The sequence below is a fragment of the Asaia prunellae JCM 25354 genome, from assembly GCF_000613885.1.
In the GTDB taxonomy this organism is placed as follows: domain Bacteria; phylum Pseudomonadota; class Alphaproteobacteria; order Acetobacterales; family Acetobacteraceae; genus Asaia; species Asaia prunellae.
In genome coordinates this window covers 1-25,078 of sequence record NZ_BAJV01000008.1, presented here as the reverse complement: position 1 = coordinate 25,078, position 25,078 = coordinate 1, and the positions used below count along the sequence as shown (strand labels likewise).

Annotated in this window: 22 protein-coding genes and 4 pseudogenes; 13 read left to right on the top strand and 13 right to left on the bottom strand. The window is 56.2% G+C overall.

Features of this window, described 5'->3' with window-relative positions:
- Window positions 1-96 precede the first annotated feature (96 nt).
- From JCM25354_RS07950 to mltG, 10 genes and pseudogenes are all read left to right on the top strand, one after another.
- Window positions 97-876, top strand: coding sequence for a hypothetical protein (locus tag JCM25354_RS07950; protein WP_025885617.1), 780 nt, complete (start codon window positions 97-99; stop codon window positions 874-876).
- Window positions 873-1,997, top strand: a complete 1,125-nt coding sequence (locus tag JCM25354_RS17575) for a sensor histidine kinase (protein WP_159103467.1) — start codon at window positions 873-875, stop codon at window positions 1,995-1,997. Before JCM25354_RS07950 ends, JCM25354_RS17575 begins: the two co-directional genes overlap by 4 nt.
- Window positions 1,998-2,198: 201 nt before the next feature.
- Window positions 2,199-2,858, top strand: a complete 660-nt coding sequence (locus JCM25354_RS17570) for a glycine betaine ABC transporter substrate-binding protein (protein WP_051537296.1) — start codon at window positions 2,199-2,201, stop codon at window positions 2,856-2,858.
- 327 nt (window positions 2,859-3,185) lie between these two features.
- On the top strand, window positions 3,186-3,947 hold the full coding sequence (locus JCM25354_RS07935) for a class I SAM-dependent methyltransferase (RefSeq protein WP_243443970.1): 762 nt from the start codon (window positions 3,186-3,188) through the stop codon (window positions 3,945-3,947).
- Window positions 3,947-4,708, top strand: coding sequence for a hypothetical protein (locus JCM25354_RS07930; RefSeq protein ID WP_025885614.1), 762 nt, complete (start codon window positions 3,947-3,949; stop codon window positions 4,706-4,708). The genes JCM25354_RS07935 and JCM25354_RS07930 overlap by 1 nt, the downstream gene beginning before the upstream one ends.
- A 75-nt stretch (window positions 4,709-4,783) precedes the next feature.
- Window positions 4,784-5,755 carry an ACP S-malonyltransferase gene (fabD, locus tag JCM25354_RS07925; RefSeq protein ID WP_025885613.1) on the top strand — a complete coding sequence of 324 codons (972 nt, stop codon included), beginning with the start codon at window positions 4,784-4,786 and terminating at the stop codon, window positions 5,753-5,755.
- 19 nt (window positions 5,756-5,774) lie between these two features.
- Window positions 5,775-6,515 carry a 3-oxoacyl-[acyl-carrier-protein] reductase gene (gene fabG, locus JCM25354_RS07920; RefSeq protein ID WP_025885612.1) on the top strand — a complete coding sequence of 247 codons (741 nt, stop codon included), beginning with the start codon at window positions 5,775-5,777 and terminating at the stop codon, window positions 6,513-6,515.
- Between the two features lie 239 nt (window positions 6,516-6,754).
- A complete protein-coding gene (locus JCM25354_RS07915; RefSeq protein ID WP_012227163.1) occupies window positions 6,755-6,994 on the top strand; it encodes an acyl carrier protein in 240 nt (79 codons plus the stop codon).
- Window positions 6,995-7,193: 199 nt separating this feature from the next.
- Window positions 7,194-8,425: pseudogene (fabF, locus tag JCM25354_RS17565) on the top strand (beta-ketoacyl-ACP synthase II).
- 30 nt (window positions 8,426-8,455) lie between these two features.
- Window positions 8,456-9,472 (top strand): endolytic transglycosylase MltG, encoded by a 1,017-nt coding sequence (gene mltG, locus JCM25354_RS07905; protein ID WP_025885611.1) that lies wholly within the window; start codon window positions 8,456-8,458, stop codon window positions 9,470-9,472.
- A 40-nt stretch (window positions 9,473-9,512) separates the two neighbouring features.
- Here the strand turns inward: mltG and JCM25354_RS07900 are convergent, their stop codons facing one another.
- The 3 genes and pseudogenes from JCM25354_RS07900 to JCM25354_RS07890 all read right to left on the bottom strand — a co-directional run bounded on the left by JCM25354_RS07900 (window position 9,513) and on the right by JCM25354_RS07890 (window position 11,828).
- Window positions 9,513-10,367: a lipid-binding SYLF domain-containing protein gene (locus JCM25354_RS07900; protein WP_025885610.1), complete on the bottom strand. Its 855-nt coding sequence runs from the start codon at window positions 10,365-10,367 to the stop codon at window positions 9,513-9,515.
- A gap of 104 nt (window positions 10,368-10,471) precedes the next feature.
- Window positions 10,472-11,265 (bottom strand): annotated as a pseudogene (locus JCM25354_RS17560) (inositol monophosphatase family protein).
- 11 nt (window positions 11,266-11,276) lie between these two features.
- Entirely contained in the window at window positions 11,277-11,828 is a 552-nt protein-coding gene (locus tag JCM25354_RS07890) for an MmcB family DNA repair protein (RefSeq protein ID WP_243443969.1), read from the bottom strand.
- 50 nt (window positions 11,829-11,878) lie between these two features.
- Here JCM25354_RS07890 and JCM25354_RS07885 point away from each other — a divergent pair, with 50 nt between their 5' ends.
- Complete coding sequence (locus tag JCM25354_RS07885) at window positions 11,879-12,205, top strand: hypothetical protein (RefSeq protein WP_148301439.1); 327 nt, start codon at window positions 11,879-11,881, stop codon at window positions 12,203-12,205.
- Here the strand turns inward: JCM25354_RS07885 and JCM25354_RS07880 are convergent.
- From JCM25354_RS07880 to JCM25354_RS07860, 6 genes and pseudogenes are all read right to left on the bottom strand, one after another.
- Complete coding sequence (locus tag JCM25354_RS07880) at window positions 12,179-13,252, bottom strand: glycosyltransferase family 4 protein (RefSeq protein ID WP_025885607.1); 1,074 nt, start codon at window positions 13,250-13,252, stop codon at window positions 12,179-12,181. The two genes, JCM25354_RS07885 and JCM25354_RS07880, sit on opposite strands and share 27 nt — an antisense overlap.
- Window positions 13,249-14,007 carry a nucleotidyltransferase family protein gene (locus JCM25354_RS07875; protein ID WP_025885606.1) on the bottom strand — a complete coding sequence of 253 codons (759 nt, stop codon included), beginning with the start codon at window positions 14,005-14,007 and terminating at the stop codon, window positions 13,249-13,251. The genes JCM25354_RS07880 and JCM25354_RS07875 overlap by 4 nt, the downstream gene beginning before the upstream one ends.
- A complete protein-coding gene (locus JCM25354_RS22420) occupies window positions 14,004-14,726 on the bottom strand; it encodes a sterol desaturase family protein (RefSeq protein ID WP_243443980.1) in 723 nt (240 codons plus the stop codon). Before JCM25354_RS22420 ends, JCM25354_RS07875 begins: the two co-directional genes overlap by 4 nt.
- Window positions 14,727-14,975: 249 nt before the next feature.
- Window positions 14,976-15,827 (bottom strand): annotated as a pseudogene (locus JCM25354_RS22415) (LptF/LptG family permease); the annotation flags it as partial.
- Window positions 15,828-15,919: 92 nt separating this feature from the next.
- The gene (locus JCM25354_RS07865; protein ID WP_035447060.1) at window positions 15,920-17,110 is read right to left on the bottom strand and encodes an LptF/LptG family permease; all 1,191 of its coding nucleotides are present in this window, start codon (window positions 17,108-17,110) and stop codon (window positions 15,920-15,922) included.
- Window positions 17,110-18,012 carry a metallophosphoesterase family protein gene (locus JCM25354_RS07860; RefSeq protein ID WP_025885603.1) on the bottom strand — a complete coding sequence of 301 codons (903 nt, stop codon included), beginning with the start codon at window positions 18,010-18,012 and terminating at the stop codon, window positions 17,110-17,112. The genes JCM25354_RS07865 and JCM25354_RS07860 overlap by 1 nt, the downstream gene beginning before the upstream one ends.
- Before the next feature lie 167 nt (window positions 18,013-18,179).
- Here JCM25354_RS07860 and JCM25354_RS07855 point away from each other — a divergent pair, with 167 nt between their 5' ends.
- Together JCM25354_RS07855 and JCM25354_RS17550 are read left to right on the top strand one after the other, a co-directional pair.
- Window positions 18,180-19,139, top strand: a complete 960-nt coding sequence (locus tag JCM25354_RS07855) for a diacylglycerol/lipid kinase family protein (RefSeq protein ID WP_025885602.1) — start codon at window positions 18,180-18,182, stop codon at window positions 19,137-19,139.
- Complete coding sequence (locus tag JCM25354_RS17550) at window positions 19,132-19,956, top strand: hypothetical protein (protein ID WP_369345748.1); 825 nt, start codon at window positions 19,132-19,134, stop codon at window positions 19,954-19,956. Before JCM25354_RS07855 ends, JCM25354_RS17550 begins: the two co-directional genes overlap by 8 nt.
- 182 nt (window positions 19,957-20,138) lie before the next feature.
- Here JCM25354_RS17550 and spt read toward each other — a convergent pair.
- The 4 genes and pseudogenes from spt to JCM25354_RS07830 all read right to left on the bottom strand — a co-directional run bounded on the left by spt (window position 20,139) and on the right by JCM25354_RS07830 (window position 24,697).
- Window positions 20,139-21,331 (bottom strand): annotated as a pseudogene (spt, locus tag JCM25354_RS17545) (serine palmitoyltransferase).
- Window positions 21,328-21,585 carry an acyl carrier protein gene (locus JCM25354_RS07840; protein ID WP_025885601.1) on the bottom strand — a complete coding sequence of 86 codons (258 nt, stop codon included), beginning with the start codon at window positions 21,583-21,585 and terminating at the stop codon, window positions 21,328-21,330. Before JCM25354_RS07840 ends, spt begins: the two are co-directional and overlap by 4 nt.
- Window positions 21,586-21,751: 166 nt before the next feature.
- Window positions 21,752-23,485, bottom strand: a complete 1,734-nt coding sequence (locus tag JCM25354_RS07835) for a fatty acyl-AMP ligase (RefSeq protein ID WP_025885600.1) — start codon at window positions 23,483-23,485, stop codon at window positions 21,752-21,754.
- Window positions 23,486-23,566: 81 nt separating this feature from the next.
- Entirely contained in the window at window positions 23,567-24,697 is a 1,131-nt protein-coding gene (locus tag JCM25354_RS07830) for a CDP-glycerol glycerophosphotransferase family protein (protein ID WP_025885599.1), read from the bottom strand.
- Window positions 24,698-25,078: the final 381 nt, after the last annotated feature.

Sequence of the window (25,078 nt, the reverse complement as noted above, 5' to 3'; positions counted from 1 at the left end):
GCAGTAGGGCATTATGTATGTCTTTGGAACGGTAAGGGAACAGTCTCCGGAAGAAGAGATGACCTATCCGTTCATAATCCATGTCTTTGGCCTCGCATGAGACGCCAGCATGATCTTCACGACCTGCTCACGGTCGCTGCAGCCATAGTGCGTGCTCCTGCTGCCTATATCGCACTGCCCGATGCGGCTCGGCAAAGTGTGGCGGCAAGTTATGGCCCGCTTCCAGAGCGTCTTGCAGTTACGGCCCCGGCCCCTGTGCGGCCTCTGGTGCAGGAGGTTCTGTCTCCGCTCAATGAGCTTGCTCAGGCACCATGGCGCTATGCTCTGCAGATTCGTCTGCCCGTGCCGTTTTCGGGTACAGACGGAAATGGCACTTTATGCTTTCTGACCCATGGGCTTCTCGACCCGCAAGCCGTATCGGTGCGAGACGGGCTTGAGGCCGTTGTCCGGCAGATAGCGCTGGTTCTGACGCGATCTGAAACCTGCAGCATCGAGGAAACTGATGCGCTCCTTTTGCCGGGAGCGTTGCCTTCCCGCCGACGCAGCAAAAAAGTGTCGCCTGAATTGCCATCCATAGATGCTTTGCCGGGCATAGGGACTTTCGAGATCCGTTTCGCAAGCAGATGCATCTCACTGTCTGCTGAAGTGATGCGTCTGACAGGCGTTTCTACGGCTGTTCAGTGTCCAATGGATGTCTTTCTGCGCTGTATGCCAGTGCCTGATGCCGATCTGATGCTTTTTGCCGACGGCTCCCATGACACTATCCGCTTTACGGAAACGGATTTTGTCATTGAAAATCTGTCGGACCAGACACGAAGCTGGGTACGAGTCGAGCCGAAATCGAAACTGATGATCGAGGGATGCCCTGGCGCATGATTGGTACCCTTGAGGATATTACTCGGGACAGGGTGGCGACCAATCGTCTCTCGGCCATGGTGGTGCTTGGGGATGCGCTGCGCAGGGTGACAACTTCTGCTGAGGCCTATCAGGCCGCAGCAGCGGCATTGGCTGATGCTCTGGGTGTCGATCGGGCAGGTTGGGCGCTTTTCGAGCTTGGTGACGAGAAAACTTTCAGAATTGAGCAGGACTGGCACGGTGCTGATCTGCCGGATGCGGCGGGTATCTACCAGCGTGCCGATTATCGAGATGCTCTTCACGTACTTGAGCAGGGGCTGCTTCTGTCAATTCGCGATGCACGCGAAAATATCTGGCTGCCATGCCGCAAGATCGATGGTGACGATCTGATCAGATCGCAGCTCCTGATGCCGGTTCTGAATCAGGGGCGATTAACGCATTGTCTTTATGTGCAGTGCTGTACCCCGCGTGACTGGACCGATCAGGAGCTGGCCTTCATGCGGGCTATTTCTGATCGTGCCCAGGCAGCGGCAGCATCGCTGGAGGCGCGGGCACATCAGCAGACAATGCATCAGGAACTGGCGCACAGGTTGAAGAACACTCTGGCGCTGGTTCAGGCTCTGGCCAATCAGAGTCTGCGAGGCGTGGAAAATCGCGAGGCCGTCAAGGCGTTCGAGAAACGTCTGGTGGCTCTGGGTTCGGCGCATGATCTGCTCATGCGTCAGGCCTGGCAACGTGGTGACCTTGAAACACTCGCGCGTGATGTGCTGGGACGTATTGCACCTCTTGAACGGTTCAGGCTGGAAGGGGCTGCTGTGTCTCTTGGACCCAACACGGCAACCACACTCGGTCTCATGCTGCATGAGCTTGGAACCAATGCAGCCAAATATGGCGCGCTCAGTGTTGAAAAGGGCGAAGTCAGTCTCTTCTGGACCATTGTTACCGAGGATACTCGTGAAAACCTGAAGCTGCACTGGCGTGAGACCGGCGGGCCTGCAGTCATACCACCACAATCGACAGGTTTTGGTTCACGTCTGCTCAGGGCCGGATTTGGACATCAGGGTGCCACGGAAATGCATTATCTGGAAACCGGTTGTGAAGCCCTCTTTACCATCCCTCTGCGACAGGCGCAGGAAAACTGAGAGCACTGTTTGAAACAAAACGGCGGAGCCAGGCAGGAAAGGGCGTAAAAGCGGTAAAGCCGGACTAGCCTCTTGCCATTCCCGCCCTGAAGTGATCGAACACAGGCAAATCGTTTGATTGTAGTCTGCTGAAGGATGCACCATGACCACGATATCTCTGGGCTATTTACGTAATGCCCTGCATGCAGCTGCGCCAGTGCGGTGGCCCGCGTGCTCGATGCCCATGAGGTCGAGGTGGAGTTTGTCGATGCAGAGCGGGACGAATTGCCCGGCCTGCTGGATGAAGGCGCTGTCGATCTGCTGGTTTCCGCCTGGCTGCCACGCGATGCTGATCTGGTGCAGCATGGTATGCGTGTTCTCGGGACGCTCTATCGTCCCTATTACTGTTGGGGCAGCTACGAAACGATCTCGTCGGTAACAGAGTTTTCCGATGACCGGTTTAAAACGGTATTTGTCGCGCAGTCCGATGCGACGATGATGCAGGATGTGCTTTCGCAAACTCCGGTCCTGTCAGGTCTTACTGTATCTGTATGCAATGATGATGCGCTTTATGACACCGTACAAAAATCACGGCTTGATGGCAGAAAGTTTCTTGTTTTTCTTGCCCAGCCGCATGCGCTTTTTCATGATGAAGCCTTCCAGCCGATCAACGATCCCCGTTTTTCGCAGGAGATGGAAGCAGCTCTTCTGGTTCGCGAAGCTGTCGCAGCTTGCGCCGATCAGGATATGCTGGACGAATTGTCCGAGATGACTCTTGGAAACAAGGTCATGAGTGCACTCGAATATGCAATTCAGATAGACGAAATGGATCCGGAAGAAGCTGCGGAAGCCTGGCAGCGCGGTCGTCTTGTCGCAAGGTAACGATCTGTCGGTTTATCTGTCGATGCGGTAATGTGATATCGCGAAAACAGTTTTCCCGCCTCCAAACAAGGGGGCGTTTTGTTCTGAATGACGTGCACTTGGTCAGGTTTCTAACTGATAAAGTATTGATTTGTTTCCTTTGGAGAAATTTTTACAACACGTCATTCTATACTATAGGATATGCTTCCTGAGATTTTCGACAGGCCGCGCATGTCTTCTTATCCAGACGCATCTGATCTATATGAGAGATTCAGGCAATGCAGTGACGAAACGTGGCTACAGATTCTGGTCGCCTCTCTTCAGCTTCCGGAAATCGAAGGCGTCCGGATGCCGCTCTTCCCGGATCCAGTTGTTCAGAGTGAAATTCATGGCCATTCTGGAGAGGTCTCGCTTCATGAGGCCTTCACGTTCTATCGTGAGATAAAATCCTATTGCTGCTATGCAGGCAGACCGCTCAATTCTGAAATGAAGCTTCTCGATTTCGGATGCGGGTGGGGGCGTATTCTGCGTTTTTTCATGAAGGACATACGCCCGGAAAATCTTTTTGGCTTCGATTCGACCTCACGGTTTCTGATGGAGGCCCGGCGCTGCAATCCGGCTCTGGGGTTTATGCAGACCGGGGTGGCACCGCCTTCGATGGTCAGCGCAGGATTTTTTGATCTGATCGTCTCGTTTTCAGTTTTCTCTCATCTGGACGAGTTTATTGCAGGGCTATGGATTGCGGAATTTCATCGTCTCCTTCGGCCGGGCGGCCTTGTGATCATTACGACCCAAAGTCGGCGTTTTATCGATTTCTGTGCCGAGCAGCGTCTCCGCCGGGCATCAGGTATTCGTCTCGATCATGCATGGCACGAGGTCTGCGCTGACAGTTTTACCGATGAGGCAAGGGCGCATGCGCGTTATGATGCAGGACGGTTTCTTCATGCCACGCCGGTCAGACGCCCTCATCCCGGCGCGCATTATGGTGAGGCGATCATCCCCCGAGCGTATATCGTTCAGAAATGGGGACATCTGTTCAGGATTATCGAGTTTCTGGATGACCCTACCCGGGTGCCTCAGGTCCTTGTCGTCTTGCAGAAGGTTGCGTGATGGTCCGTGTCATCTCTCTTGCTGTTTTTCTACTCCTGGTTTTTTGCGTCATTCCGGGTGACAGTCTGGCGCAGGAACGGCCCGGACCAGTTCCGGAGACGATCAACGTCACGAGCACATCTTTTGTGCCGCTGTCGAAAAGCTATCGCCGGCTGGAACGCATCTACAGACGTTTTGAGTCTTTTCCCGGGGCTGATCGCGCTGGATTGACGCTTCATCTTCAGGCGACTCTCCAGCCGGGTGATCGTCCTGGCTATGCTTCAGGTCTGATGTTGCGCAACGGAGAGGAAATCATCCATCTTATCCCCAACCCTGGAAGCGAGATCATCTTTCCTCGCCAGGCCAGCTTATGGGCGGCTGATCCAATGCTCTATGCGCGTCTGCGCAAGGGAGAGACGCTCAGTGTCAGCTTTTTCTTTACCGTAATGTCTTCGGATCCAATGCGCTTTACAGGGAGCGAGGCGCGTCATTGGCTGACGCTGCTCGATCGCTGTGTGAGGGATGAAGGTGGATTTCTGATTGCCCTGCTTTTACCGGATACGCACAGGCTGACCGTTGAGATTGCACCAGGGAGCCGCTTCGACGTGATCGAGGCGGGGGTAACCCATCTTCTGGTCGATAACAGGGGGGAAGTACCCTACCGCTTTGTTTTCAGGCCTCAGGACTATCCGCGTGATGCTGTTTTCCGGGCTGGCAAACCATTTGCACGTCTTATCATGTACCTGCCTTTTCCTCTTCATGGCGCTCTTGAGCGCAAGTAACGATTTGACAGGGCGGCCCTGCCTCCGCCATCACCCCAGCCGGAATTGCTCAAAGCTTAGGGTGAGAAAGAGCTGATGTCAGTGCATGCATTCGTGTTTCCGGGCCAGGGCAGCCAGTCTGTCGGAATGGGGCAGGGGCTCCATGAGGCGTTTCCGGCTGCCAGGGAGGTTTTTCAGGAAGTCGATGATGCGCTTGGTGAGCATCTGTCAAAGCTGATTTTTTCGGGTGATGCGACTGAGCTGACGCGTACCGAGAATGCACAGCCTGCCCTCATGGCGACTTCTCTTGCCACAGTGCGTGTGATTGAGTCCGAGGGCGGTTTCAGCCTTGTCGAGAAGGCAACTGTGGTGGCAGGGCATTCTCTTGGAGAATATTCGGCCCTTGCTGCTTCCGGCGCGCTCGGGATTGCGCAAACGGCGCGTCTTCTGCGCCTGCGCGGTCTGGCCATGCAGGAGGCCGTTCCTGCAGGAGAGGGTGGCATGGCGGCCCTGCTCGGTGTCGAAGTCGAACTGGCGCAGGAAATCTGCAATGAGGCCTCCCGAGCCGAAAACGAGGCAGGACAGATCACTCAGGAGGTGATCGAACTTGCCAATGACAATGGCGGAGGCCAGATCGTCATCTCCGGCCGTCTGACAGCCATCGAGCGCGCGCTCACGATCGCCAAGGGTAAAGGGGTGAAGCGTGCGGTGCTGCTACCGGTCTCGGCACCTTTCCACTCCTCCCTGATGGGACCTGCTGCAGAAAGGATGGCTGAGGCACTGGAACGTACTGAGATCAGGACGCCTGCCATTCCGGTTATCACGAATGTTACAGCAGCAAAAAATACCGATGCGAGCCGCATTGCCGGTTTGCTGGTGCAGCAGGTTACCGGATCGGTGCGCTGGCGTGAGAGTGTTCTGGCGATGGCCGCCATGGGCGTGACCTCACAGATCGAACTTGGTGCAGGCAAGGTTCTGACCGGGCTGGTGCGTCGTATCGTGCCGGACATGACGGCGCGTCATGCAGGTACTCCGGAAGAAATCGAGGCGCTGCTGCGCGACCTCTGAAAAAGTGGAGAAAACAACAATGTTCAGTCTGCAAGGCAAGACGGCGCTGGTTACAGGCGCTTCCGGAGGCCTGGGGGCAGCCATTGCGCGCGCCCTTCATGATCGCGGTGCAGAGCTGGTGCTTTCGGGTACGCGTGAAGCGGCTCTGGCTGAACTGGCGGCCAGTCTTGGCGAGCGTGTGCATGTCTGCGCCGCCAATCTTTCCAGCGGCGAGGAAGCCGATGCTCTGGTGGGCAAGGCCGAGGCATTGCTGGGCAAGCCGCTCGATATTCTCGTCAACAATGCCGGCCTGACCCGGGATGGCCTGATTATCCGTATGAAGGATGAAGACTGGTCCCAGGTCATGACTGTCGATCTGGAATCCCCCTTCCGCCTGTGTCGTGCTGCCCTCAAGGGGATGCTGCGTCGTCGCGGAGGACGTATCATCAACATCGCCTCAATCGTCGGAGTGACGGGTAATGGCGGTCAGTCCAATTATTCTGCTGCGAAAGCCGGGATGATCGGCATGACCAAATCCCTGGCACAGGAAGTTGGTTCCCGTGGCGTAACGGTGAACGTGATTGCACCCGGTTTCATCGAGACAGCCATGACTGCTGTTCTCCCTGATGTTCAGCGTGAGAAGCTGCTGGGCTCTATCCCCCTCGGTCGTATGGGCAAACCCGAGGATATCGCCGCAGCCGTGGTCTATCTCGCGTCGGAAGAGGCTGGCTGGGTCACCGGAATGACCATGAATGTGAATGGTGGCATGGCGATGCCCTGAGGGCTGAACGCTTGCCTGCAAGCAAAGCTTGGCGTGGAAGGTAAAACCATGCTAAGCGCCCGCTGCTTCGTCCGAAGTGTGGGCATCCAGGCCCGCCGGGGCCCGAACTTCGGTTCGCGATTCAGAGAACTGGCAGTTCCTGCCTGCTCTGGAGTAAAGACGGGGACCGACTGGGCGACCAGACGGATGGTAAACAGATTCGAACCGCCCGAGAATGGGCACACGGAAAGCCAGAACAGATGAGCGAAATCGCCGATAAGGTTAAGAAAATCGTTGTTGAGCATCTCGGCGTCGAAGAGAGCAAGGTAACTCCTGAAGCTTCCTTCATCGACGATCTGGGCGCTGACAGCCTCGACACGGTTGAGCTGGTCATGGCGTTCGAAGAAGCCTTCAGCGTTGAGATCCCTGAAGATGCAGCCGAGAAGATTGCGACCGTCAAGGACGCCATCGACTACATCGAAAAGCAGAAGGCCGCCTGATCCGGCTGTACCGGATTGTTCGATCCGGTGCATTGATCTTTTCCGGCTCCCCAGCGAGTGGAGCCGGGACATACGACGAGATTTACAGCCCGCTTCCTTATGGCAGCCCGCCGGGAGCTGGCCTTTATGACTGGAGCTTCGTCCGCCCATGATGGCAAACCTATCGGCAATGAAAGAAAGACGCGTTGTCGTCACCGGTATGGGGCTTGTCACGCCACTGGCGGTGGGCGTGGAACAGACCTGGCAGCGTCTGATTGCCGGAAAAACCGGTATTGGTCGTATCTCCTGCTTCGATCCGAGCGATCTTCCGGCCCATGTGGCGGGAGAGGTGCCTGAAGGACCGACGGCAGAAGGTGGTCTGACGCTTTCCGACTGGGTTCCGACGAAGGACCAGAAGAAGATGGATCGCTTTATCCATCTTGGCATGGCGGCTGCCATACAGGCTGTCGAGGACTCGGGCTGGAAGCCCGAGACTGAAGAAGACCGTTGCGCTACCGGCGTGATGATCGGCTCGGGCATTGGTGGTCTTCAGACCATATATGATGCGTCCCTGACGGTGGCGAGCGGCAAGGCCCGCCGTCTGTCGCCATTTTTCATACCCTCGGCGCTGATCAATCTCATCTCTGGTCACGTTTCGATTCGGTACGGGTTCAAGGGCCCGAACCATTCTGCCGTGACAGCCTGTGCCACTGGTGTACATGCCATCGGTGATGCGACGCGCCTCATTATGCTCGGTGATGCTGATGTGATGATTGCAGGCGGGGCCGAAGCAGCTGTCTGCCCGCTTGGTATCGCCGGGTTCTCTTCGGCACGCGCACTTTCAACCGGATTTAACGATACGCCGGAGAAGGCCTCGCGTCCCTGGGACCGGGATCGTGACGGTTTCGTCATGGGGGAAGGTTCCGGCATCGTCGTGCTCGAGGAATATGAGCACGCCAAGCTCGTGGTGCAAAAATCTACGGTGAGATCATCGGCTATGGCCTGTCAGGGGATGCTCATCATATCACGGCACCAGCAGAGGGTCATGAAGGTGCGTTCCGTGCCATGAAGGCGGCGCTGCGTTCCGCCGGTATCACTCCGGCTGATATCGATTACGTTAACGCACATGGAACCTCGACCATGGCTGACGATCTGGAGCTCGATGCCGTTGAACGTCTGTTCGGCGATGATGCGAAGCAGGTTGCGATGTCTTCAACCAAATCCGCTACAGGTCACCTCCTTGGGGCTGCCGGATCGGTTGAAGCAATGTTCTCTATGCTGGCTATTCGCGATAATGTTGCCCCTCCTACACTGAACCTTGACAACCCGGCCCGGGAGAGCGTGATCGACCGCGTGGCGCATGAAGCGCAGCAACGGAAAATCAATATCGCGCTTTCAAACAGTTTCGGATTTGGTGGCACCAATGCCAGCCTGATCGTCAAGGGTATCTGATTCGCGCTTTTGAGGTATGAAGGGACGGGCATGAAACGCGTCTTTCTTGCCCTCGCCCTGATCCTTGCTTTTTTGGCAGCAGGGAGCGTGGCGACACTGTGGAATTTTTCCCATCGACCTGGTCCACTTGACAGTGCTGTCGATCATGTTGTGCCGCGTGGCAGTACTGTCAGGATTGCGAGGGATCTGGCCAGTGCCGGAATTATTCCTGCAGGGAAAATGGCGGAAACCCAGTTCCGGCTTGTGGCAAGACTGACGAAATCCGATGGTGCACTCCATGCCGCCGAGCTGCATTTCCCTCATGGTGCCTCAGTAATGGACGTACTCAGGATACTGCGCCATGGCTCGCCTGTGCGCCATTATCTGACGATTCCTGAAGGTCGCACGGCCCGCCAGATCGCGACAATAATTGAACAGGACCAGCTGCTTTCCGGTCCTATGCCCATGATTGCAGAAGGCGCTCTTCTTCCGCAGACCATCGCGTATGAGCGTGGTGCATTGCGCACTCAGATTGTGCATCGTCTTGAAGTTCTCATGACGCAGACTCTCGATCGGGTGTGGCAAGGGCGCGATCCAGATCTCACGCTGAAATCGTCACAGGATCTGCTGATTCTGGCTTCTGTTGTAGAGCGAGAGACTGGTGATGACTCCGAGCGTCCCGAAGTGGCGCGGGTCTTTCTCAACCGGCTTGCCAAGGGCATGAAGCTGCAATCGGATCCGACGGCTATCTACGATCTGAGTAACGGTCTGGGTGTTCTCGATCATCCAGTGACCCATGAGGAATTACACAGGGCAGGGTCACACAACACCTATGATATCATGGGGCTCCCACCGGGGCCGATTTGCTCGCCAGGTCTTGCGGCTCTTCAGGCCGTCGCTCATCCTGCAGCCGGTGATATGCTCTATTTTGTAGCGGACGGTACCGGGAAACATGGTTTTTCCCGTGATCTGCACGAGCACAACCGGCGCATTGATGCTCTTAAAACTGTCAGGGCCAGCCAGTCCAGGGCGGATGGAGAGGGCTCTGTTGTGGATCACCACAGATAGCGATCAGAAGGGGTGATTCGCCCCCTCTGATCGTACAGTTTTATTTCGGTGCTGCGAGAGATTCACTTTTTACCGCGCCATGAGACTGGCTGGTAAATGATTTGCTGCTGTCGTAGTTGGCCGGATAGGGATTGTTGCCAGTCGTCGCGCTTGTTGGTGTGGTTGTTTTTCCACCGGTCAGTGGAGCCGGCGTTGCGGCTCCCTGCTGTTGCACAACCTGCATCAGAACCCGGCGTAGCGGATCGGCTCCTGTGTTGTTCACACGCATGGAAATGACAATGTCTTCAGGCCCTACCTGCTGGTTGTAGAAGGCGCGATTGGAACCGCTGTCGATAGTCAGCTTGGCGCCGCCAAGCGAGGCTCCTGCAAAAAGCCCTGAGGATTTCTGAAGGGCAAGAATATCGGTATTCGAGGCTCCAGCAGAGCCGCTTTCGATTCCGCTTCCCATATTTGCAAAAGAAGCCGAGGCCCCGGCACTGAATTTGAACTGACTGTCCAGCAAAGCCTGAAGCCCGCGATCGGACATAACGAAGAACATCAGCTCAGAGCTTTCTACACCCAGCTGTATGCCCATTGAAGCAGAGCTGAGTGTGTAGAAAGCGGGATCGGACCAGGACCCACGGGCATCTCGGGAGAGCAGAAGGCATCCGCCACCGGAACCTCCGAAGACGATCGACATGCGGAATACGGAAGGGCAGACCATGACAGCCCGCGCCCGGGCCAGATAGCGCTGGGCACGTGAGCTGGGCGTTGTACCCTGGAAGATATCCTGCACGGCAAGTGTGGCACGATCGACCAGCGCCTGCTGTTTTGATGTGGCCATGGCCGGTACAGCCGTCAGACCTGTAGCCAGAAGCACCGTGGAGGCGACGAGTCGGAGGGGGAAAGAAACCATGGATGAAGGGCCTCGTATCGTGAAACGGTCAGGAATCCGGGGTTGTCAGCCTGACCGGGAATTATGGCGTGAACATGGTGACAATGGGTGCGCAGGATCAGCCTTCAGAGAAGGTCCATTCCTGCCGCTCTGGCGACCAGTTCGGCTACCCCCGGTGCGGTTGCCAGAATGGGAATCGCACCGGTCAGACCGCCGTTGACAAGAAAGGGGGAGACGCGTGCGCCGCTTTCCTCGATCAGAACCAGCGCAGCGGCGACATCCCAGAGATTGATTGCAATTTCAAGATAGCCGTCAGAGCGTCCTGAAGCGACATCAGCAAGTGCGAGAGCGCCGCAGGCGCCTGTCCGTGGTGCCATGCCAAGCTCAAGAAAGGCTTTGGCGCGGCTGGCATAGGTCTCGGGGGAGACTTTGGCACTCCAGCCGATTTCGATCATGGCGCTTTTTGCATCCGTTACGGGAGAGGCAATCAGTTTCTGGCCATTCAACCAGGCACCGACGCCACGCTGTGCTGTATAGACTTCACCTAGGGCAGGAGCATTGATCACTCCGGCAACGGGTACGGCACCCTCCATGAGACCCAGCGAGACGCACCAGCGCTCCCTTCCGCGCGCGTAGTTGGACGTTCCGTCAATAGGTCGATGACCCATGTCAGTCCCCCCTCGCGCTGACGACCGCCTTCCTCACCCATGAAACCATCTTCAGGGAACAGAGCCTCAATACGTTTCGAGACAAGGGCTTCAACGGCCATATCGGCTTCGGTTACGTAATCCTGCACACCCTTCATGCTGCCAACCGGACCGCCCGGCGGGGGGCGCATTGCCATAGCCAGGGCAGCGGCATCGGCAACCACGGCGCGTGCGACCTCCAGACGTTGCGCAATGAGACGGTGATCGGTCATGCAGGCACTCCTTATTCGACACGTCGGGCTGCGCGGAGAGATGCTGTCATGGCAGGATCTTCCAGAGCCATGAGACGCAGCGCGGCATTATGGCCAAAAAGCTGCATCAGGGTCTTTCTGCGCGCCGCTGCCAGTTTGGCAAGCGGACTTTCGCGGATCATGGCACATTCCGGCAGGATGGTTGAGGGACTTTCCATGACATGTGCCACGAAGAGGCCAACATCATCAGGAATCAGATTCCTTGGGAAGTGCTGATCGACCGCAAAATAAAGCCTGTCGCACCAGGCCCGGTATTCGGGCCATTTGCGATCAGTTAGGAAGTCACGTGATCCTGATTTGATCTCGATGCAATGCAGCATGCCATCGGGGGTCAGTGCCATGATGTCAGCACGCCGACCGGCTGCAGGCAGCGAGAATTCGTTAATGCATCCCCAGTTCAGATTGCGTGCCAGGCCCAGCATTGCCCTTCTTATGGCGAACTGGTTTTCCGGCAGGCTCAGTGCATTTTTCCCGGCGTCCAGAGAGGGTCGATTGTCTTCTTCGTAACTTTGCCTGACGCTCACTTGTGGTTACTCATTGCTCGCATTCCGTTTTCACCTGACTGGAGAAATTCTTGCCTGATAAACGTGACACAACTGACCGGGTTATGCTGGTTTTTGACTGGATGCGCCGGGAAAGAGCACTGAGCTGCGCTCTTTTTGGTATGGCATTGTTTCTGTTGGGTTTTTTATGTGGTCATCTTGATGAGCGCCTGCATTTCGTCCTTGATATGCTTGCGGTTGTAGCTTTCGGTGCCGCGATCTTTCTCGAGCATCAGGCGGCCCCACGCATGGTATGGATTCTGTTACTGGTTGCCTCGGTCGTCTTTGCCCAGATGGATTTCCGGCTGTCCAGTCATCTTACCCAGACGCGCTCACAGAGTTCTTTCGAGGCGCGTTAGGATTTCCTGACCGCGCCTGTCGAATGATTCGGCATCAAAACGCGCGAGAACCCGATCACGTCCGGCCCGTCCCATCCGGGCAAGGTGCTGAGGCTGGCGAAGAAGATTGACGAGGGCCAGGGCGAGGGCTTCCGGATTATCTGGGGGTACGATACGGCCACAGCTGTGGTCGATCGTATGCGGCAATTCACCGGCTTCGGAAGCGATCACGGGTACACCGCAGAGCAGAGCTTCATGAGCGGCCAGACAGAGCCCTTCCCAATGCGACGGCTGAACATAGACGTGCAGGGTAGAGAGAAACTGCTTCGGTTCAGCGTTATAGCCATCAAGGACGATTGGCAGAGCGTCATGTGCAATAAGTGCGGCCAGACGGTCTCGCTCTTCTCCTTCGCCGGCAATATGGACCTCATACGCCGGGAGATTATCTATCTTCTGAAGCAGACGTACTGCTTCGCACAATACGTCGTAACCCTTTACCGGATGCAGACGACCGAGGCTTCCAATACGGATCGGGCTACCTTGGGACCATGGTGGTGCGATCGGGAAGCTGTCGCTCGCGCGAAAGATCGGCCAGCAGGTAAGTTTGTTCGCGCCCAGACCAAGCTTGCGTTCTGTTTCCTGCTGAACACACAGGGAGTCAGCGATCCACAGGCGAGAGAGCCTGCGCATCAGGCGAAGTAGCCTCGCATTGGCTGGTTTGAGACGTGCAGAATGTTGCCAGCTCACAACCGGAAGACGCTGACGCAATCCTGTCAGTTGGCCCAGCAATGTGGCTCGTGTGAGCGATGTCCAGATCAGGTCGGGTTTTTGCTCGGCTATCTCGCGATTGAGCCATAGCAAAGCAGCAAGATGATCTTTTTTGCCCCCTTCGCGCACATGCACGGTCAGCCCGGCCTGGATCATGGGTTTTATTGCTCGCCCATCACGTCGGGTAAGGGCAAGGACAATCACCTCGTGTCCGTTCTGGCGCATAACCTGAGTAATCGCAGGTACGGGAAGCGCCGCACCGCCGCCCTCGACCGAATTGATGACATAGGCAATTTTCATGGGGCTTCAGCCAGAAGCGATTCAACCAGGGCAAGATCCTGGGGTTTGTCGACATCTACGGCAGCGCGACCGTGATCAATGGGTACGAGTGTGACGGTTGCACCGGTCAGGGCATGAATACGCGCTGTCAGTGTCTGGCTGTCCAGACGTCCGAGCAGAGCGCGGAGTAAAATGGTCGGGCCCAGTGTGCGCGCCATTTTCAGAGGGTGTTTGCGATCGCGTTCGAGTTTCTGCCAGAGGGTAATGATTGCCCGGGCTTCTGGCGTGCGCAGCAGGAACAGGTTGCAACCTGAAAACCGCATGTCACGCAGGGAGATATAGGTGCGTCTGGTCCCTGGTACATCGCGTTCTATCACGTGACGCAGGGCAATACCGACAGCAAGGTCACAAGGCGTGGACTGGGCTGCCCTGAGAAACTCGGTAATCCAGAGAGATTGCAGAAGGGGGTGATCGGCTGTGGTGATCAGCAATGGCGTGCCAAGATGGTCGAGCGCCAGAGCGACGCTCCCGCTGGGGCCTTTGGCCGTCGGCAGGCAGGTGAATATTCTGTCGAGAGTTTCAAGCGCTTCGGGTGCTTCTGTGCTGACATGAACCGGCCCTATATCCGGTGTCCTCGAGAGTGTTTCGAGAACACGGTCGATCATGGGGCGGCCAGCAACCGGAAGAAGAGCCTTGTGAGCCACTTTGCCCAGCCGGGCAAGCGGATCCTGCGCCCCGTCGCGTGAACCTGCGAGAACCAGAACCGGAAATGTCACCGTGCAGAGCTACCGCTGCTGCGCGCACCATCGGGACGTTGTTTGGGTGGAGCACCAGTGAGCTTCATGACCCAGGGATAGCGTTTGGCTTCATCAATATCGTAGCCGAGATCAAACACATGAGCGCTGCGCGGCCGCGCACGCGCATCCTTGTAGAAACTGCGGAAGAGGCGATCGGCAGCATAGTTGGTGATACCGTAATTGCCGTCTTCATCATGAAAATGGTGCAGCACGTGCAACTGCTTGATCTTGGCCACCCAGGCCCAGCGGGGCTTGTAGGCCAGATGCTGGATGCAGTGAAAAAACTCGTAGATGCAGGTCATGATCAGACCGGTTGCCAGCGCTGTAAAGGCGGCGCTTGGTCCGTCAAGTGCCCAGCCGATAGGCATGACGATGATGGCAATGGTCGGGATGGTGTTCAGCGGTGAGCCGAAAAGAACATCTAGAAGATGGGGATCCTGATGATGGTCGAAATGCACACGTTTCCACAAAGAGGCGGTCAACGGGTTACGATAGAGCCAGCGGCCATGGAGGATGAAACGATGAATGGCGTACCAGGCAAAAGGATAGATGGCGACGACCAGTACGGCAACGATCAGTGTCGGCACGAGTCGTGGTGTCAAGGCAATGGCAATACCGGCTGAGACAAGGATCAGGGCAAAATAAAGCAGGATAGTGGGATAGGTCAGATAGGCCATCCAGAGCTGGGGAAGACTCATCTTGCCAAGATCGAAGCTTCGGCCAGTGCGGAGGGAACCCTGGTTTTTCCGGGCTTTCCAGAAGGCTCTCCAGAAGCCTTCAGAAGGTTCAGGATCGAACGTGCTCATTTTTCTTCCATCTTCACAATCCAGGCCCCTCCAAGGAGAAATGCCAGGACGGGAGGTGCCATGACGGCAATCGAGGCAGGCAGTCCCCGCGTTACCCAGTGCCTGTATCAGTCCTTGCAGGACGATGAAACCAAAACCGGCGGCAAGTGCCGCAATCGGCAGCAGACTGCGTGTACCCGTACGGGGGGGAATATAGATCACGGGCAGGGCGAGGAACAGCATGGCACAGAGTGATATGGGTAGCGTAAACGGTGCGTAAAGGGCCATGCGGTAGGTTGCTTTGGGCAGGCTCGACGGGGCGTGTCCATGCAGAATGGCCCAGAGGCTCCAGAAAGAAAGAACAGGATAATTCTGCGAAAGCTGGATCAGTGTTTCAGGAGTGACGCTGGCAGGCAGCAGCACGATATCTGTGCGATGCTCGATGTCGACCCGATTGCTCCTGAGCAGAAGGCTTCGTACCGATGCAGCGTGCCATCCGGTTGTGGGATCATAGGTCATTTCCGGCGCGGTATCCGATGCGACAAGATCGCCGCCCGGAATACGGTGATACAGGGTGATGTTCGAGATACGACGTCCCCCGTCGCTGAAACCGTCAATATGCACCACATTGCCCCGGGCATGAAACCAGAAGCCATGGCTGTCCGATCGTGCTTCCGGATCTGTCTTGTTCCACCACTTGGCAAGAGCAATCTCGGTATGGGGCGCAATGAATTCCTGTGTGATGATTCCCGCCAGGCTGATTATGGCTATTGAGGGCAGCAGCAGGATCAGCAGGCGTCTTGTTGACAGGCCAGCAGCCCGCAAACTGGCTGTTTCGCTGTTCAGAGTCATCTGCATCAGAAGAAACAGGGCGCCGATCAGCGTGCTGAGTGGCAGAGTCTGCACAGCCAGTACAGGCAGCCTCAGTAGGGCATAATGAATCAGGCCCATGCCTCCCAGATGGCGTTCGAGGATGGGCGTCGTCATTTCGAGCAGACCCAGTATTTCCAGCATGGAAATCAGGATTGCTGCACAGAGCAGGGTCCGGCTTAGAAAGGAGCGTGTCAGATAGGCGCGCAGCACAGCGCCTGATGGGGGAAGGCCGGTCATGCCATGCGCCCCGACCCGGAAAGCGGAATGGCCTTGCGACGACGCCATGAACCCCGTGATCGCCTGAAAATAGATGCCATGCAGAGGGTGCAGAATAGGATTTCAGGCAGCCATATGGCGTAAAGTCCCCTCATGCGGCCTGTTGCGACAAGTCCGTGCCCGAATTGCAGCATATGATCGAAGCCGACCAGCACAAGAGCAAGGGCAATAAGTCCCATGATCGGGCGACGCCGTTTGGCGCCGATGGCGAGAGCCACGGCCAGGGATGGAATGAAGGGAATGGCGATCGCGCGGGCGAGGCGGAAATCGAGTTCAGCGCGCAGGCTGGAGCGGGTGATGACATTATCGCCGACAGGCGTGTCTGGCTGATGGGAAGCTTCCAGCCGGGTAGCCAGTTCCACAAGGGTCAGTTCACGTTCATCAATGCCACGAGACCGGAAGGCTGCGGTATCATGGTTCTGGTCGAAGGTCCGCATACTGTGCTCGAAGCGGGTCTGGCTTGGCTTGTTGCTGCTATTTCGTGGGTCATAGACAATCAGACCATCCCACAGATCGAGACGCGTCTGTCTCAGTGAAGGAACCGCTGTAACCAGCCCGCGACGGGCTGTGATAATCCTGACGCTGCCATCGGGTTCGCGCTGACGGATGAAGACTTCATACAGCACGGTGCCGTTATGCGTGACGCGATTGGCAGTGAGCATTGAATCTCCGGAGGTCGTGGCAAACATACCCCCCTGCAGATGAGGAGCCCAGCCGGAATGGGCAGCATAGTAGAAACCCGAACGGAAATCATAGCGTGCCACGGGCTGGATATACCCATAGAGCAGAACGCTGCCGAGCCCCACCAGGACACCTGTCCACTTATAGGGGCGCGCAATCCTAAGCAGGGATACGCCACTCGCCATGAGAGCATCAATCTCGTTGTTGTCACTCATGCGTCTGATGATGAGGAATACACTGACGCAAAGTGCGGCGGGGAGAGCCAGTCCGAGATAATGAGGCAGAAGGTCGGTCAGCAGAGAGACGAACGTGGCAAGAGAACTGCCTTCAGCCGCCAGATCGTCAAAAAGGACAAGCAGGCGTTCGAGCAGCAGGGCGGCAAGAACAGCAGCAAGAGAGACGACGAATGGCGGTACGAGCTGGACAAGCAGATAACGATCCAGAGTCGGAAAATGGGGAAGGCGCATCAGCCCTGTCCGTCGCGGATAAGCCAGGTGCGGTGACGACTATATCGCCATCCCAGCGCCTGCGTGAATTGGCGTGTCGTCAGATCGACCTCCCAACCTGAATCCCTGCGCTCTATCGCAATCCTGTTCCAGCCACTATGGCGCCATGGCTTTGTGGAGTGCAAAGACGCCGAAGCCACACCGATGAGAGGAATGGATGTTCCCGGTACCGTCGAGAGTGTGGCATCATGCGAATGACCATGAAGAACCATGGCTGCACCGTGGCGGGCAATGACGGCAGCGACCGCCTTGAGGTCAAGCAGGGATTTGCGCCACGGCACGAGCCTGCCTCTGGGAGGGTGGTGAATCATAACGACGCGGCAGCGGTCACGGGTCGCGGCAAGAAGATCGGCAAGACGCGCGCGCTGGGCCTTACCAATACGGCCACATGCCATGAAAGGCAGGCTTGGTATGGCACTGTTCAAGCCGATGATCGCAAGATCGCCCTGCTCATGCAGGTAAGGAAAGGCGTTTTCTTCGCATGCCTGCATCCAGGGAGACCAGCAGGCTCCTGTTTGCTGCCAGGACTCTCTGATCATAGCGTCATGATTGCCAGGCACGACGAGGCATGGTGCTTCCATCGTGCGGAGCCAGGCAGCAGCATTGCTGAATTCCTCGCTCAGACCGAAATTGGTCAGATCTCCGGTATTCAGGATCAGACCGGGCCGGGCCTTGTTGATGTCCTCGCGAATGGCATCGGAGAGGGCAGGCAGGTGGTGATGAACGCGATGACGCTTCCATGAGGCCACGCTGAGGGCGCGTTTGTTGGTAAAATGTCGCCAGGATGGCAGAGGTGAGGGAGGGGGGAGATGCACGTCGGACAGATGCGCCAGAACCACCGGTGAGTCTTTGTTCAGGGTCATCAGCCTTTCTCATCCTTGCCACATGTCAGAGGCTGATAGCGGCAAAAGTTAAAAATGACCAATCGGTTTCTGGTCGTTCTGCCTTAGTCATGCTATGGCGCCGCCCATGACGGATCCCAGATGTTCCGTCGGGCTGAAGGGATGACCATAACATAAATGATACTGCCGTGCGTCTAGCCCTGATCCATAATCCGCGCAGTCGCAAAAACCGGCGGGATGGCAGAAAATTCGCGCTCCATGCGAGTGCTCTTCTCGGTGACGGCTTTCTGGTACCGTCCTCGCATGACGAGATGCAGGAAATGGTTGCCGCACTTGCCCGTTCTGCAGTGCCACTCATTGCAATCAATGGCGGCGATGGCACTGTCAGTGATGTAATGACCGCCATAGCGCGTAGCTATCCTTCCGGCTCCCTGCCCGACATTGCCATCTTTCCCTCCGGCAATACGAATCTGATTGCTCAGGATATAGGTTTCTCACGTCGGGGTATTCAGGCCCTGCGGCAGCTGTATGAGAGAAGCGGAATTTTTCAGCGTACCATGCGCCGCCCGCTCAAGATATCATGGCCAAAAGATGAACATGAATTCCGTCTGGGCATGTTTCAGGGCAGTTCCGGCTATGCACGGGCAATTGCCATAGCCCATTCTCCCCATGTCCTGCGCTATGCGCCGCATAATCTTGCTGTAGCGGTAACATTGATTGAGGCTTTTGGTGGTCTGCTACGGCGTCGCCAGCGGGAAACCTGGCTGGCGGGAGATCGCTTTGTTCTTGAAAGCGAAGGCAGGACAGTGGCTGAGGGCCGGAGTTTCATGTTCCTATCGACGGCCCTGCAAAAGCTTAATCTTGGTATCTGGCCGTTCTGGAATGCGGACAAGACGAAAACAGATGGACTGCATTATCTCCATGTTGCCGATCACCCGAAACGGCTGATGCAGGCAACATGGGCTCTGTTACGTGGTCGTGCACCAGACTGGCTGCGTGAGAGTCCTGATTATACGAGCGGGCGGGCGGAAAGTCTGACCCTGACCTGCAAGGGCGATTTCGTCTTGGATGGCGAGTGTTTCTCACCTGGAGCGAATAATCAGATCATTCTGTCCCAGGGACCGGAATTCGGGTTTGTGCATGACTGAAGCCCGTGTCGCTCTTGATCATTTCCTTATTGGCGAACTGACAACCCCGGTCGATTCACGACTTTCTGCCCTGGTGACACACATACTTGGTCCGGCCCGCCCCCTTGGTGTGCTTTTCTATGGTTCTGGCCTGAGAAAATTCGATCCTGATGGCCTGTTCGATTTCTATGTCGTGCTTGAAAATTTGTCCGACTGGCCGGGGTCGCCTCTGGCAAAGCTGGGTAATCGCGTCCTGCCTCCCAATGTCTTTTATGCCGAACATGAAAATGACGGTCAGGTATTGAGGGCAAAGGTTGCTGTGCTGACACTGTCGCAGTTTCGAGCAGGTGTCACGCCCCGTTCGGATGATACAACTCTCTGGGCACGCTTCTGTCAGCCTGTACGCCTCGTTTGGGTAAGAGATCCTCAGGCAGCGGACGCGATCCTTTCGGTGATCCGCACATGTGTTACGACGGCAGCAGGCTGGGCTGCACGTTTGGAGAAGGGGGCACATCTTCCTGAGCAATGGTGGGAGGCGCTTTTCAGGCAGACTTACCGTGCTGAATTGCGGGTTGAGCGGTCAGGGCGCGGTTCGGTGATCATGCATGGTCAGGAGGCGCGATATGCTGCTCTGACCCGTCTTGCCTGGCAGAATGCCCATCTTGATTTCGACGAAATGGGTGAAAGCCTGGCACCAAGACTGACCAATGCTCAGCGTCTGCGGGCAGCACGCCGATGGAAGCATATGGCAAGCCGTGGCCGCTGGAAGAATATTGCCCGTCTGGTCAAGGCGGCATTTACTTTTCGCAATGGTGCCGCTATCTGGCATGGAAAATAGAGCGTCATAGCGGGTTTGTCCTGGCGCTCTCACCGTTCGAGGCGCGCCATCCGCTGATCTGTCTGCCTGTTTTGCTCTGGCGCGCACGATCGGTTTTTATCCGCGGTATGCGAGGCTGAGATATGAAGAAGGCGAAAGGTCATGTGACCTTTCGCTTTTTTTTATAACGTCAGGTCTTTGCTTCAGCCCAGGACATCCTGTTTGGCCTGTGCGAAAATAGCCAGAGTACGATCTATTTCCTCGGCAGTATGAACCGCCATGACCGAACAGCGCAGAAGCGGGTGTTCGTCAGGAGTTGCGGGAGGCAGGGATAGATTGACATAAACGCCCAGTTCAAGAAGGCGATTCCAGAAAGCCAGAGCCTGTTCGACATTGTCGAGTGTAACGGCCACAACAGGACTTACATGTGGGCTGGTTTTGAGACCCAGAGCATGTAGGCCATGGTTGAGCTGCCTGGCATTGGCATGAAGCTGGGTGCGCAATTCGGGATGGGCTAACATGTCATCAAGGGCAGCAAGCGTTGCCGCAATGATTTCAGGCGGCAGCGAAGCTGTGAACATGTAAGGACGCGAGCAGAGACGGATCAGCTCCAGACCGTCGAGATTGGACACGCAATAACCGCCAACCGTGCCAAGCTTTTGGAAAAAGTGCCGACAACGAAATCGACATCATCTTCACAGCCATCACGTTCGGCTACACCACGACCGTTTTCGCCAAGAACACCAAACGAATGCGCTTCATCGGCAAGCAGATAGGCGCCGTGCTTCTTTTTTACCTCGGCAAATTCGCGCATGGGTGCGACATTGCCCGTCATCGAATAGATGCCCTCGACGACGACGAGCTTTGCTCCCTGATGATCTTTCAGGCGGGCAAGACGGCGGTCCAGATCTGTCGGGTCATTGTGGCGAAAGCGTATGACCTGTGCGTAGCCAAGGCGGCTTGCATCATAGATGCTGGCGTGGCTGTCTGCATCGAGAAGCAGCACGTCGTCCTTGCCTGCCAGCGCTGATATGGCCCCGAGATTGGCCTGGTATCCCGTCGAGAAAATCATGCAGTGGCGACGACGGAATACTTCAGCCAGGCGCATTTCGAGCTTGCGATGCAGGGCGAATGTACCGTTGGCGATGCGGGAACCCGTAGTCCCTACACCTTCACGACGCACCGTCTCGATCGCGGCATCGGCAGCGGCCTTGGACTGACTGAGGCCGAGATAATTATTCGTACCGAAAAGCAGTGTTTCACGGCCCTCAATCAGGCCAACAGTGGCTGACACGGGGTGATCGATAACGACACCAAAAGGGTTGCGCGGCGAATGGGCCGTCAGCCCGGCTGCAGCGGCCTTGAGCCCTGCATATTTGGCAAAGATATCGGTCACGAGGAGGTGCCTGTCTTCAAGGTAGCGAGACAGGATGCAAGATCGTTGATCGTGCGGATATCAGCGAGTTTGTCCAGCGGTACGGACACATCGAGTTCGTCTTCGATTTCCATCACGAAGTTCATGACGGCAAGAGAATCGAAGGCAAGATCTTCCACAATTTTGCTTTCACCTGTGATGTCCCGGGGGACTTTCGGGTTGGCAAGCAGTTTGTCGATGATCAACGAGGCAATGGAGGCGACCGTATCGGCCATTTCAAAGTCTCCGAGTAGAGGCATTCGGGCGGCTTACGCCCTGTGGTGATGGGTCTTATGCGACACTGTATGTCTTAACGCCAGAGCACGACCTGTTTTCACACGTCGCGCACGTCTTGCCATGACATGAAGGGGAAGATTCATAATCCTGTCTCCCCCTGCCGGTTCAGGCTGCGGTGCAGCTGGTTTCGAACTGCCCTGAAAGAAGCATTGCCTTGGCGCGGGCTCGTGTCAGCTTGCCGGAAGATGTCTGGGGGAGTGTGTGCGGAGGGACGAGAATAACATCGACCTCAATGCCATGCTGACGACGGAACAGGCCCATTGTCTCCTCGCGGAGCTTGGCCCGGTCTTCCTCATTTGTGGCACGGCACTGGACCAGCGCGACGACACGTTCACCTGTCTCTTCCTCAACAGCAAAAACAGCGACGTCACGTGAACGCAGGGAAGGAATTTCATGTTCCGCCGACCATTCAAGATCCTGCGGCCAGATATTGCGTCCATTGATGATGATCAGATCTTTTGCCCGGCCTGTGATCACCACCTGACCATTCAGCATGTAGCCAAGATCGCCCGTGTTCAGCCAGCCCTTGTCGTCCAGTACTTCGGCTGTTTCTTCATCTCGACCGAAATATCCACGCATCAGGCTTGGCCCGCGAACATAGACCATTCCCACGTGACGTTCGGTGAGGAGATCACCTTTCGCACCACGTACCTGAATATCGTGTTCCGGCAGGGCGACGCCGCAAAGAACGAAGGTACGAAGCGCCTGTGATGGATCGTCAGAGGCAACCGCCACACCATCAGTCTCCAGCGTACGCAGATTGATCGTGTCGGTAACGATGCCGGTATTGAGTGGGGCAAAGCTGATAGCGAGTGTTGCTTCTGCCATGCCATAGCTGGCGACGAAAGCGCGGCCATCGAAACCGGAATCTGCAAAACGCTGGGCAAAATTTTCAAGAATATGATGGCGGATCATGTCACCGCCAATGCCGGCGATACGCCAGCAGGACAAATCGAGATCGCCTGATACCGGGCGACGCGCACAGAGCTCGTAGCCAAATGATGGGCTATAGGCAATCGTACCACGATTCCGACTGATCAGATCGAGCCAGACATGCGGCCGACGAGCGAACTCCCGGGTCGGCAGGAGATCGATTGTCAGCTGGCAGGTCATCGGAGTCAGGAAAAAACCGACCAAGCCCATATCATGATAAAGCGGGAGCCATGACACGCAGCGATCGCCGGTCTCGGTTACCTTGAGCCCGTCGCGGGCAATGGCACGCGCGTTGGCCATACCAGCTGACTGAGTAACAGCCACTCCCATAGGGAAGCGTGTACTGCCCGATGAGAATTGCAGATAAGAGAGATCTTCTTCCCTAATTGCAGGAAGATCCTGATCGGAAGGGGGTAGGGAGAGAAGTTCGGCCGGTGAGCCGCCAAAAGCCAGATCGAGGCCTTCGGTGATATCCTGCTTCCAGGAGCCGATCAGGTCGGGAACGACAACGGCGCGGGCACCCGAGGCGGCTACCATGCCTCTTAATGTGGAGATATAGGCGTCGCGACCGCCGAACGCGATGGGCAATGGCAATGGGGCGGGTACAAGCCCCGCATACTGGCAGCCAAAGAAAATGCGGGCGAAATCACCATCGCTTTCCGCAATAATGGCGACACGATCCCCGACGGAAAGTCCTGCGGCCAACAAGCGGCGTGCCGTTTCAATCGCCTGGGTACGGAGCAGGCTGTAAGGCAGGGCTTCGAGAAGCTGTCCGCGACCATTATAGATATTGAACCCTGCCGTGCCCTGTGCCGCGTAATCCAGGGCAGCGCTGAACGTCGGAAAATCGCCGTAGCGGCGCTTCTGGTTCGATGCAGTAGGAACGGGCGTTTGGTTCGACGTCATAGTGATGGATCTGCTCTGCTTTTCGCTCTGTCATGGATGTGCAGGGTCAAGGGAACCCCGGCCAGATCCATGCGTAATGGGTTAGGCTGCGTTGCGAAGATAATCGACAATGGCATCCGCAGCCCCGGGGGCGGTGGGTCCGTCGTCGTTGAATTCGAAAGTCTCTAATATATATTGCCGCTGCGCCTCAAGGAAATCGTCATGTTTTGTTACGGCAGCTGCGAGCGCACCTGGAAGCTCTTCGAGATTGTCGAGAACCTCGCCAAGATTCCAGAAATGGTAATTCCTGTCCGATTGCCAAGAGACCTGATGCGCATTGAGAAAGATGCAGGGTCTGGGGCGAACAAGAAACTCGGCGACCTGAGAGCTTACATCTCCAAGATATAAGTCGGCGGCCATGGTATAGGTCATGTCAATGCTGCGCGGACTGCCAGGATCGATCAGAAGATGATCATGATTGGCAAAGCGTGCAACAAGCTGCTCTCCTTCCTGTCGGTATTTGTCAAACAGGCGATAATGCGGTGCAAATATGAGATTGTACCGGTCCTGATTGGCAAAATACTGCAGAACTTTTTCGCCCATAAGTGGCCAGGACGACAGGCGTGACGAGAAGTGCGGATTGTATAATACGATCGGCTTGTCATTATCGAACAGGGCCGGACGCGAACGTGCCATTTTCCGGACGATATCGAATTTGGCGTAGGATCCTCGATAGTAACGACCTGGGCTTATGGCGCCTTGTGATAACAGGCGTTCTTCAATTTTTTTGCCTGAGAGCAGGACGAAGTCGAATTCCTTCACGTCGCGGGCAAAGCCAATGGCTCGATCTCCCGCGCCATGGCGCGTCCAGATAAGGCGTGGTTTGTGAATACCCATGCGGCGTAGATAAAGAGACGTGCGTTCAGGGACGACAATAGCCTCGAAACGCGAAAAATAGTCGCGATTGAAAAACAGGCTAGCCATTTTGCCCAAAACGCCGGGTCCGGAAATCTCAATGCGTCGGCGAAGAATCTGAGGCATCTTGAGCAGATCGAAACGGGCTCGTGCCTGAGGATAGAGAGCGCTCAGCGTCTTGGCATAATCGAGATGGGCTTCTGTCGTGCACGCAACATGCACTTCGGTATCTGCGTGCCTTGAGGCGATCTCCATGGCGATGGGCAGAGAGTGCAGGGTCTGATGGGGTTGGGCGATATAGGGAAACGCGATTTTCATCATGATCGGGGATCAGTTACCAATGTGCTGCGTGGACGCAGGATATGTCATCGACATGAGTATCACGTCCTTCACCTTGTGCCTTAATGTGGCGGCATAACCCTGTAGACCCGATATTGAGCGGGACCATGGCCGTACTGCGGCTGTTTTTTGTGTCTCACCAGCCAGGTTGCAAGGGAGAGTGCGATAAACGTGAAGAAACGAAGGCTTAAATTTTTGCAATCGGAGGAGCGTCCGTGCCGATGCGTCTGACCCGGATTCCTGACATTCAAGGATGCCAGGGTGGGAAAACTCACTTCGTATTGGCATGTCATTAACTACGCCGGGTGAGGGGGAGGGAAACAACACACATTTTATGACGCAACGTTGCAGATCGCAGAG

Coding starts and splice junctions, on each gene's coding strand:
- JCM25354_RS17575 (WP_159103467.1), top strand. CDS start 873: ATGATTGGTACCCTTGAGGATATTACTCGGGACAGGGTGGCGACCAAT.
- mltG (WP_025885611.1), top strand. CDS start 8,456: ATGAAACGCGTCTTTCTTGCCCTCGCCCTGATCCTTGCTTTTTTGGCA.
- fabG (WP_025885612.1), top strand. CDS start 5,775: ATGTTCAGTCTGCAAGGCAAGACGGCGCTGGTTACAGGCGCTTCCGGA.
- JCM25354_RS07860 (WP_025885603.1), bottom strand. CDS start 18,012: ATGACCCTGAACAAAGACTCACCGGTGGTTCTGGCGCATCTGTCCGAC.
- JCM25354_RS07880 (WP_025885607.1), bottom strand. CDS start 13,252: ATGAAAATTGCCTATGTCATCAATTCGGTCGAGGGCGGCGGTGCGGCG.
- JCM25354_RS07935 (WP_243443970.1), top strand. CDS start 3,186: ATGCCGCTCTTCCCGGATCCAGTTGTTCAGAGTGAAATTCATGGCCAT.
- JCM25354_RS07835 (WP_025885600.1), bottom strand. CDS start 23,485: ATGACGTCGAACCAAACGCCCGTTCCTACTGCATCGAACCAGAAGCGC.
- JCM25354_RS07915 (WP_012227163.1), top strand. CDS start 6,755: ATGAGCGAAATCGCCGATAAGGTTAAGAAAATCGTTGTTGAGCATCTC.
- JCM25354_RS07930 (WP_025885614.1), top strand. CDS start 3,947: ATGGTCCGTGTCATCTCTCTTGCTGTTTTTCTACTCCTGGTTTTTTGC.
- fabD (WP_025885613.1), top strand. CDS start 4,784: ATGTCAGTGCATGCATTCGTGTTTCCGGGCCAGGGCAGCCAGTCTGTC.
- JCM25354_RS17550 (WP_369345748.1), top strand. CDS start 19,132: ATGACTGAAGCCCGTGTCGCTCTTGATCATTTCCTTATTGGCGAACTG.
- JCM25354_RS22420 (WP_243443980.1), bottom strand. CDS start 14,726: ATGAGTCTTCCCCAGCTCTGGATGGCCTATCTGACCTATCCCACTATC.
- JCM25354_RS07840 (WP_025885601.1), bottom strand. CDS start 21,585: ATGGCCGATACGGTCGCCTCCATTGCCTCGTTGATCATCGACAAACTG.
- JCM25354_RS07830 (WP_025885599.1), bottom strand. CDS start 24,697: ATGAAAATCGCGTTTCCCTATATCGCCCAACCCCATCAGACCCTGCAC.
- JCM25354_RS07950 (WP_025885617.1), top strand. CDS start 97: ATGAGACGCCAGCATGATCTTCACGACCTGCTCACGGTCGCTGCAGCC.
- JCM25354_RS07900 (WP_025885610.1), bottom strand. CDS start 10,367: ATGGTTTCTTTCCCCCTCCGACTCGTCGCCTCCACGGTGCTTCTGGCT.
- JCM25354_RS07865 (WP_035447060.1), bottom strand. CDS start 17,110: ATGCGCCTTCCCCATTTTCCGACTCTGGATCGTTATCTGCTTGTCCAG.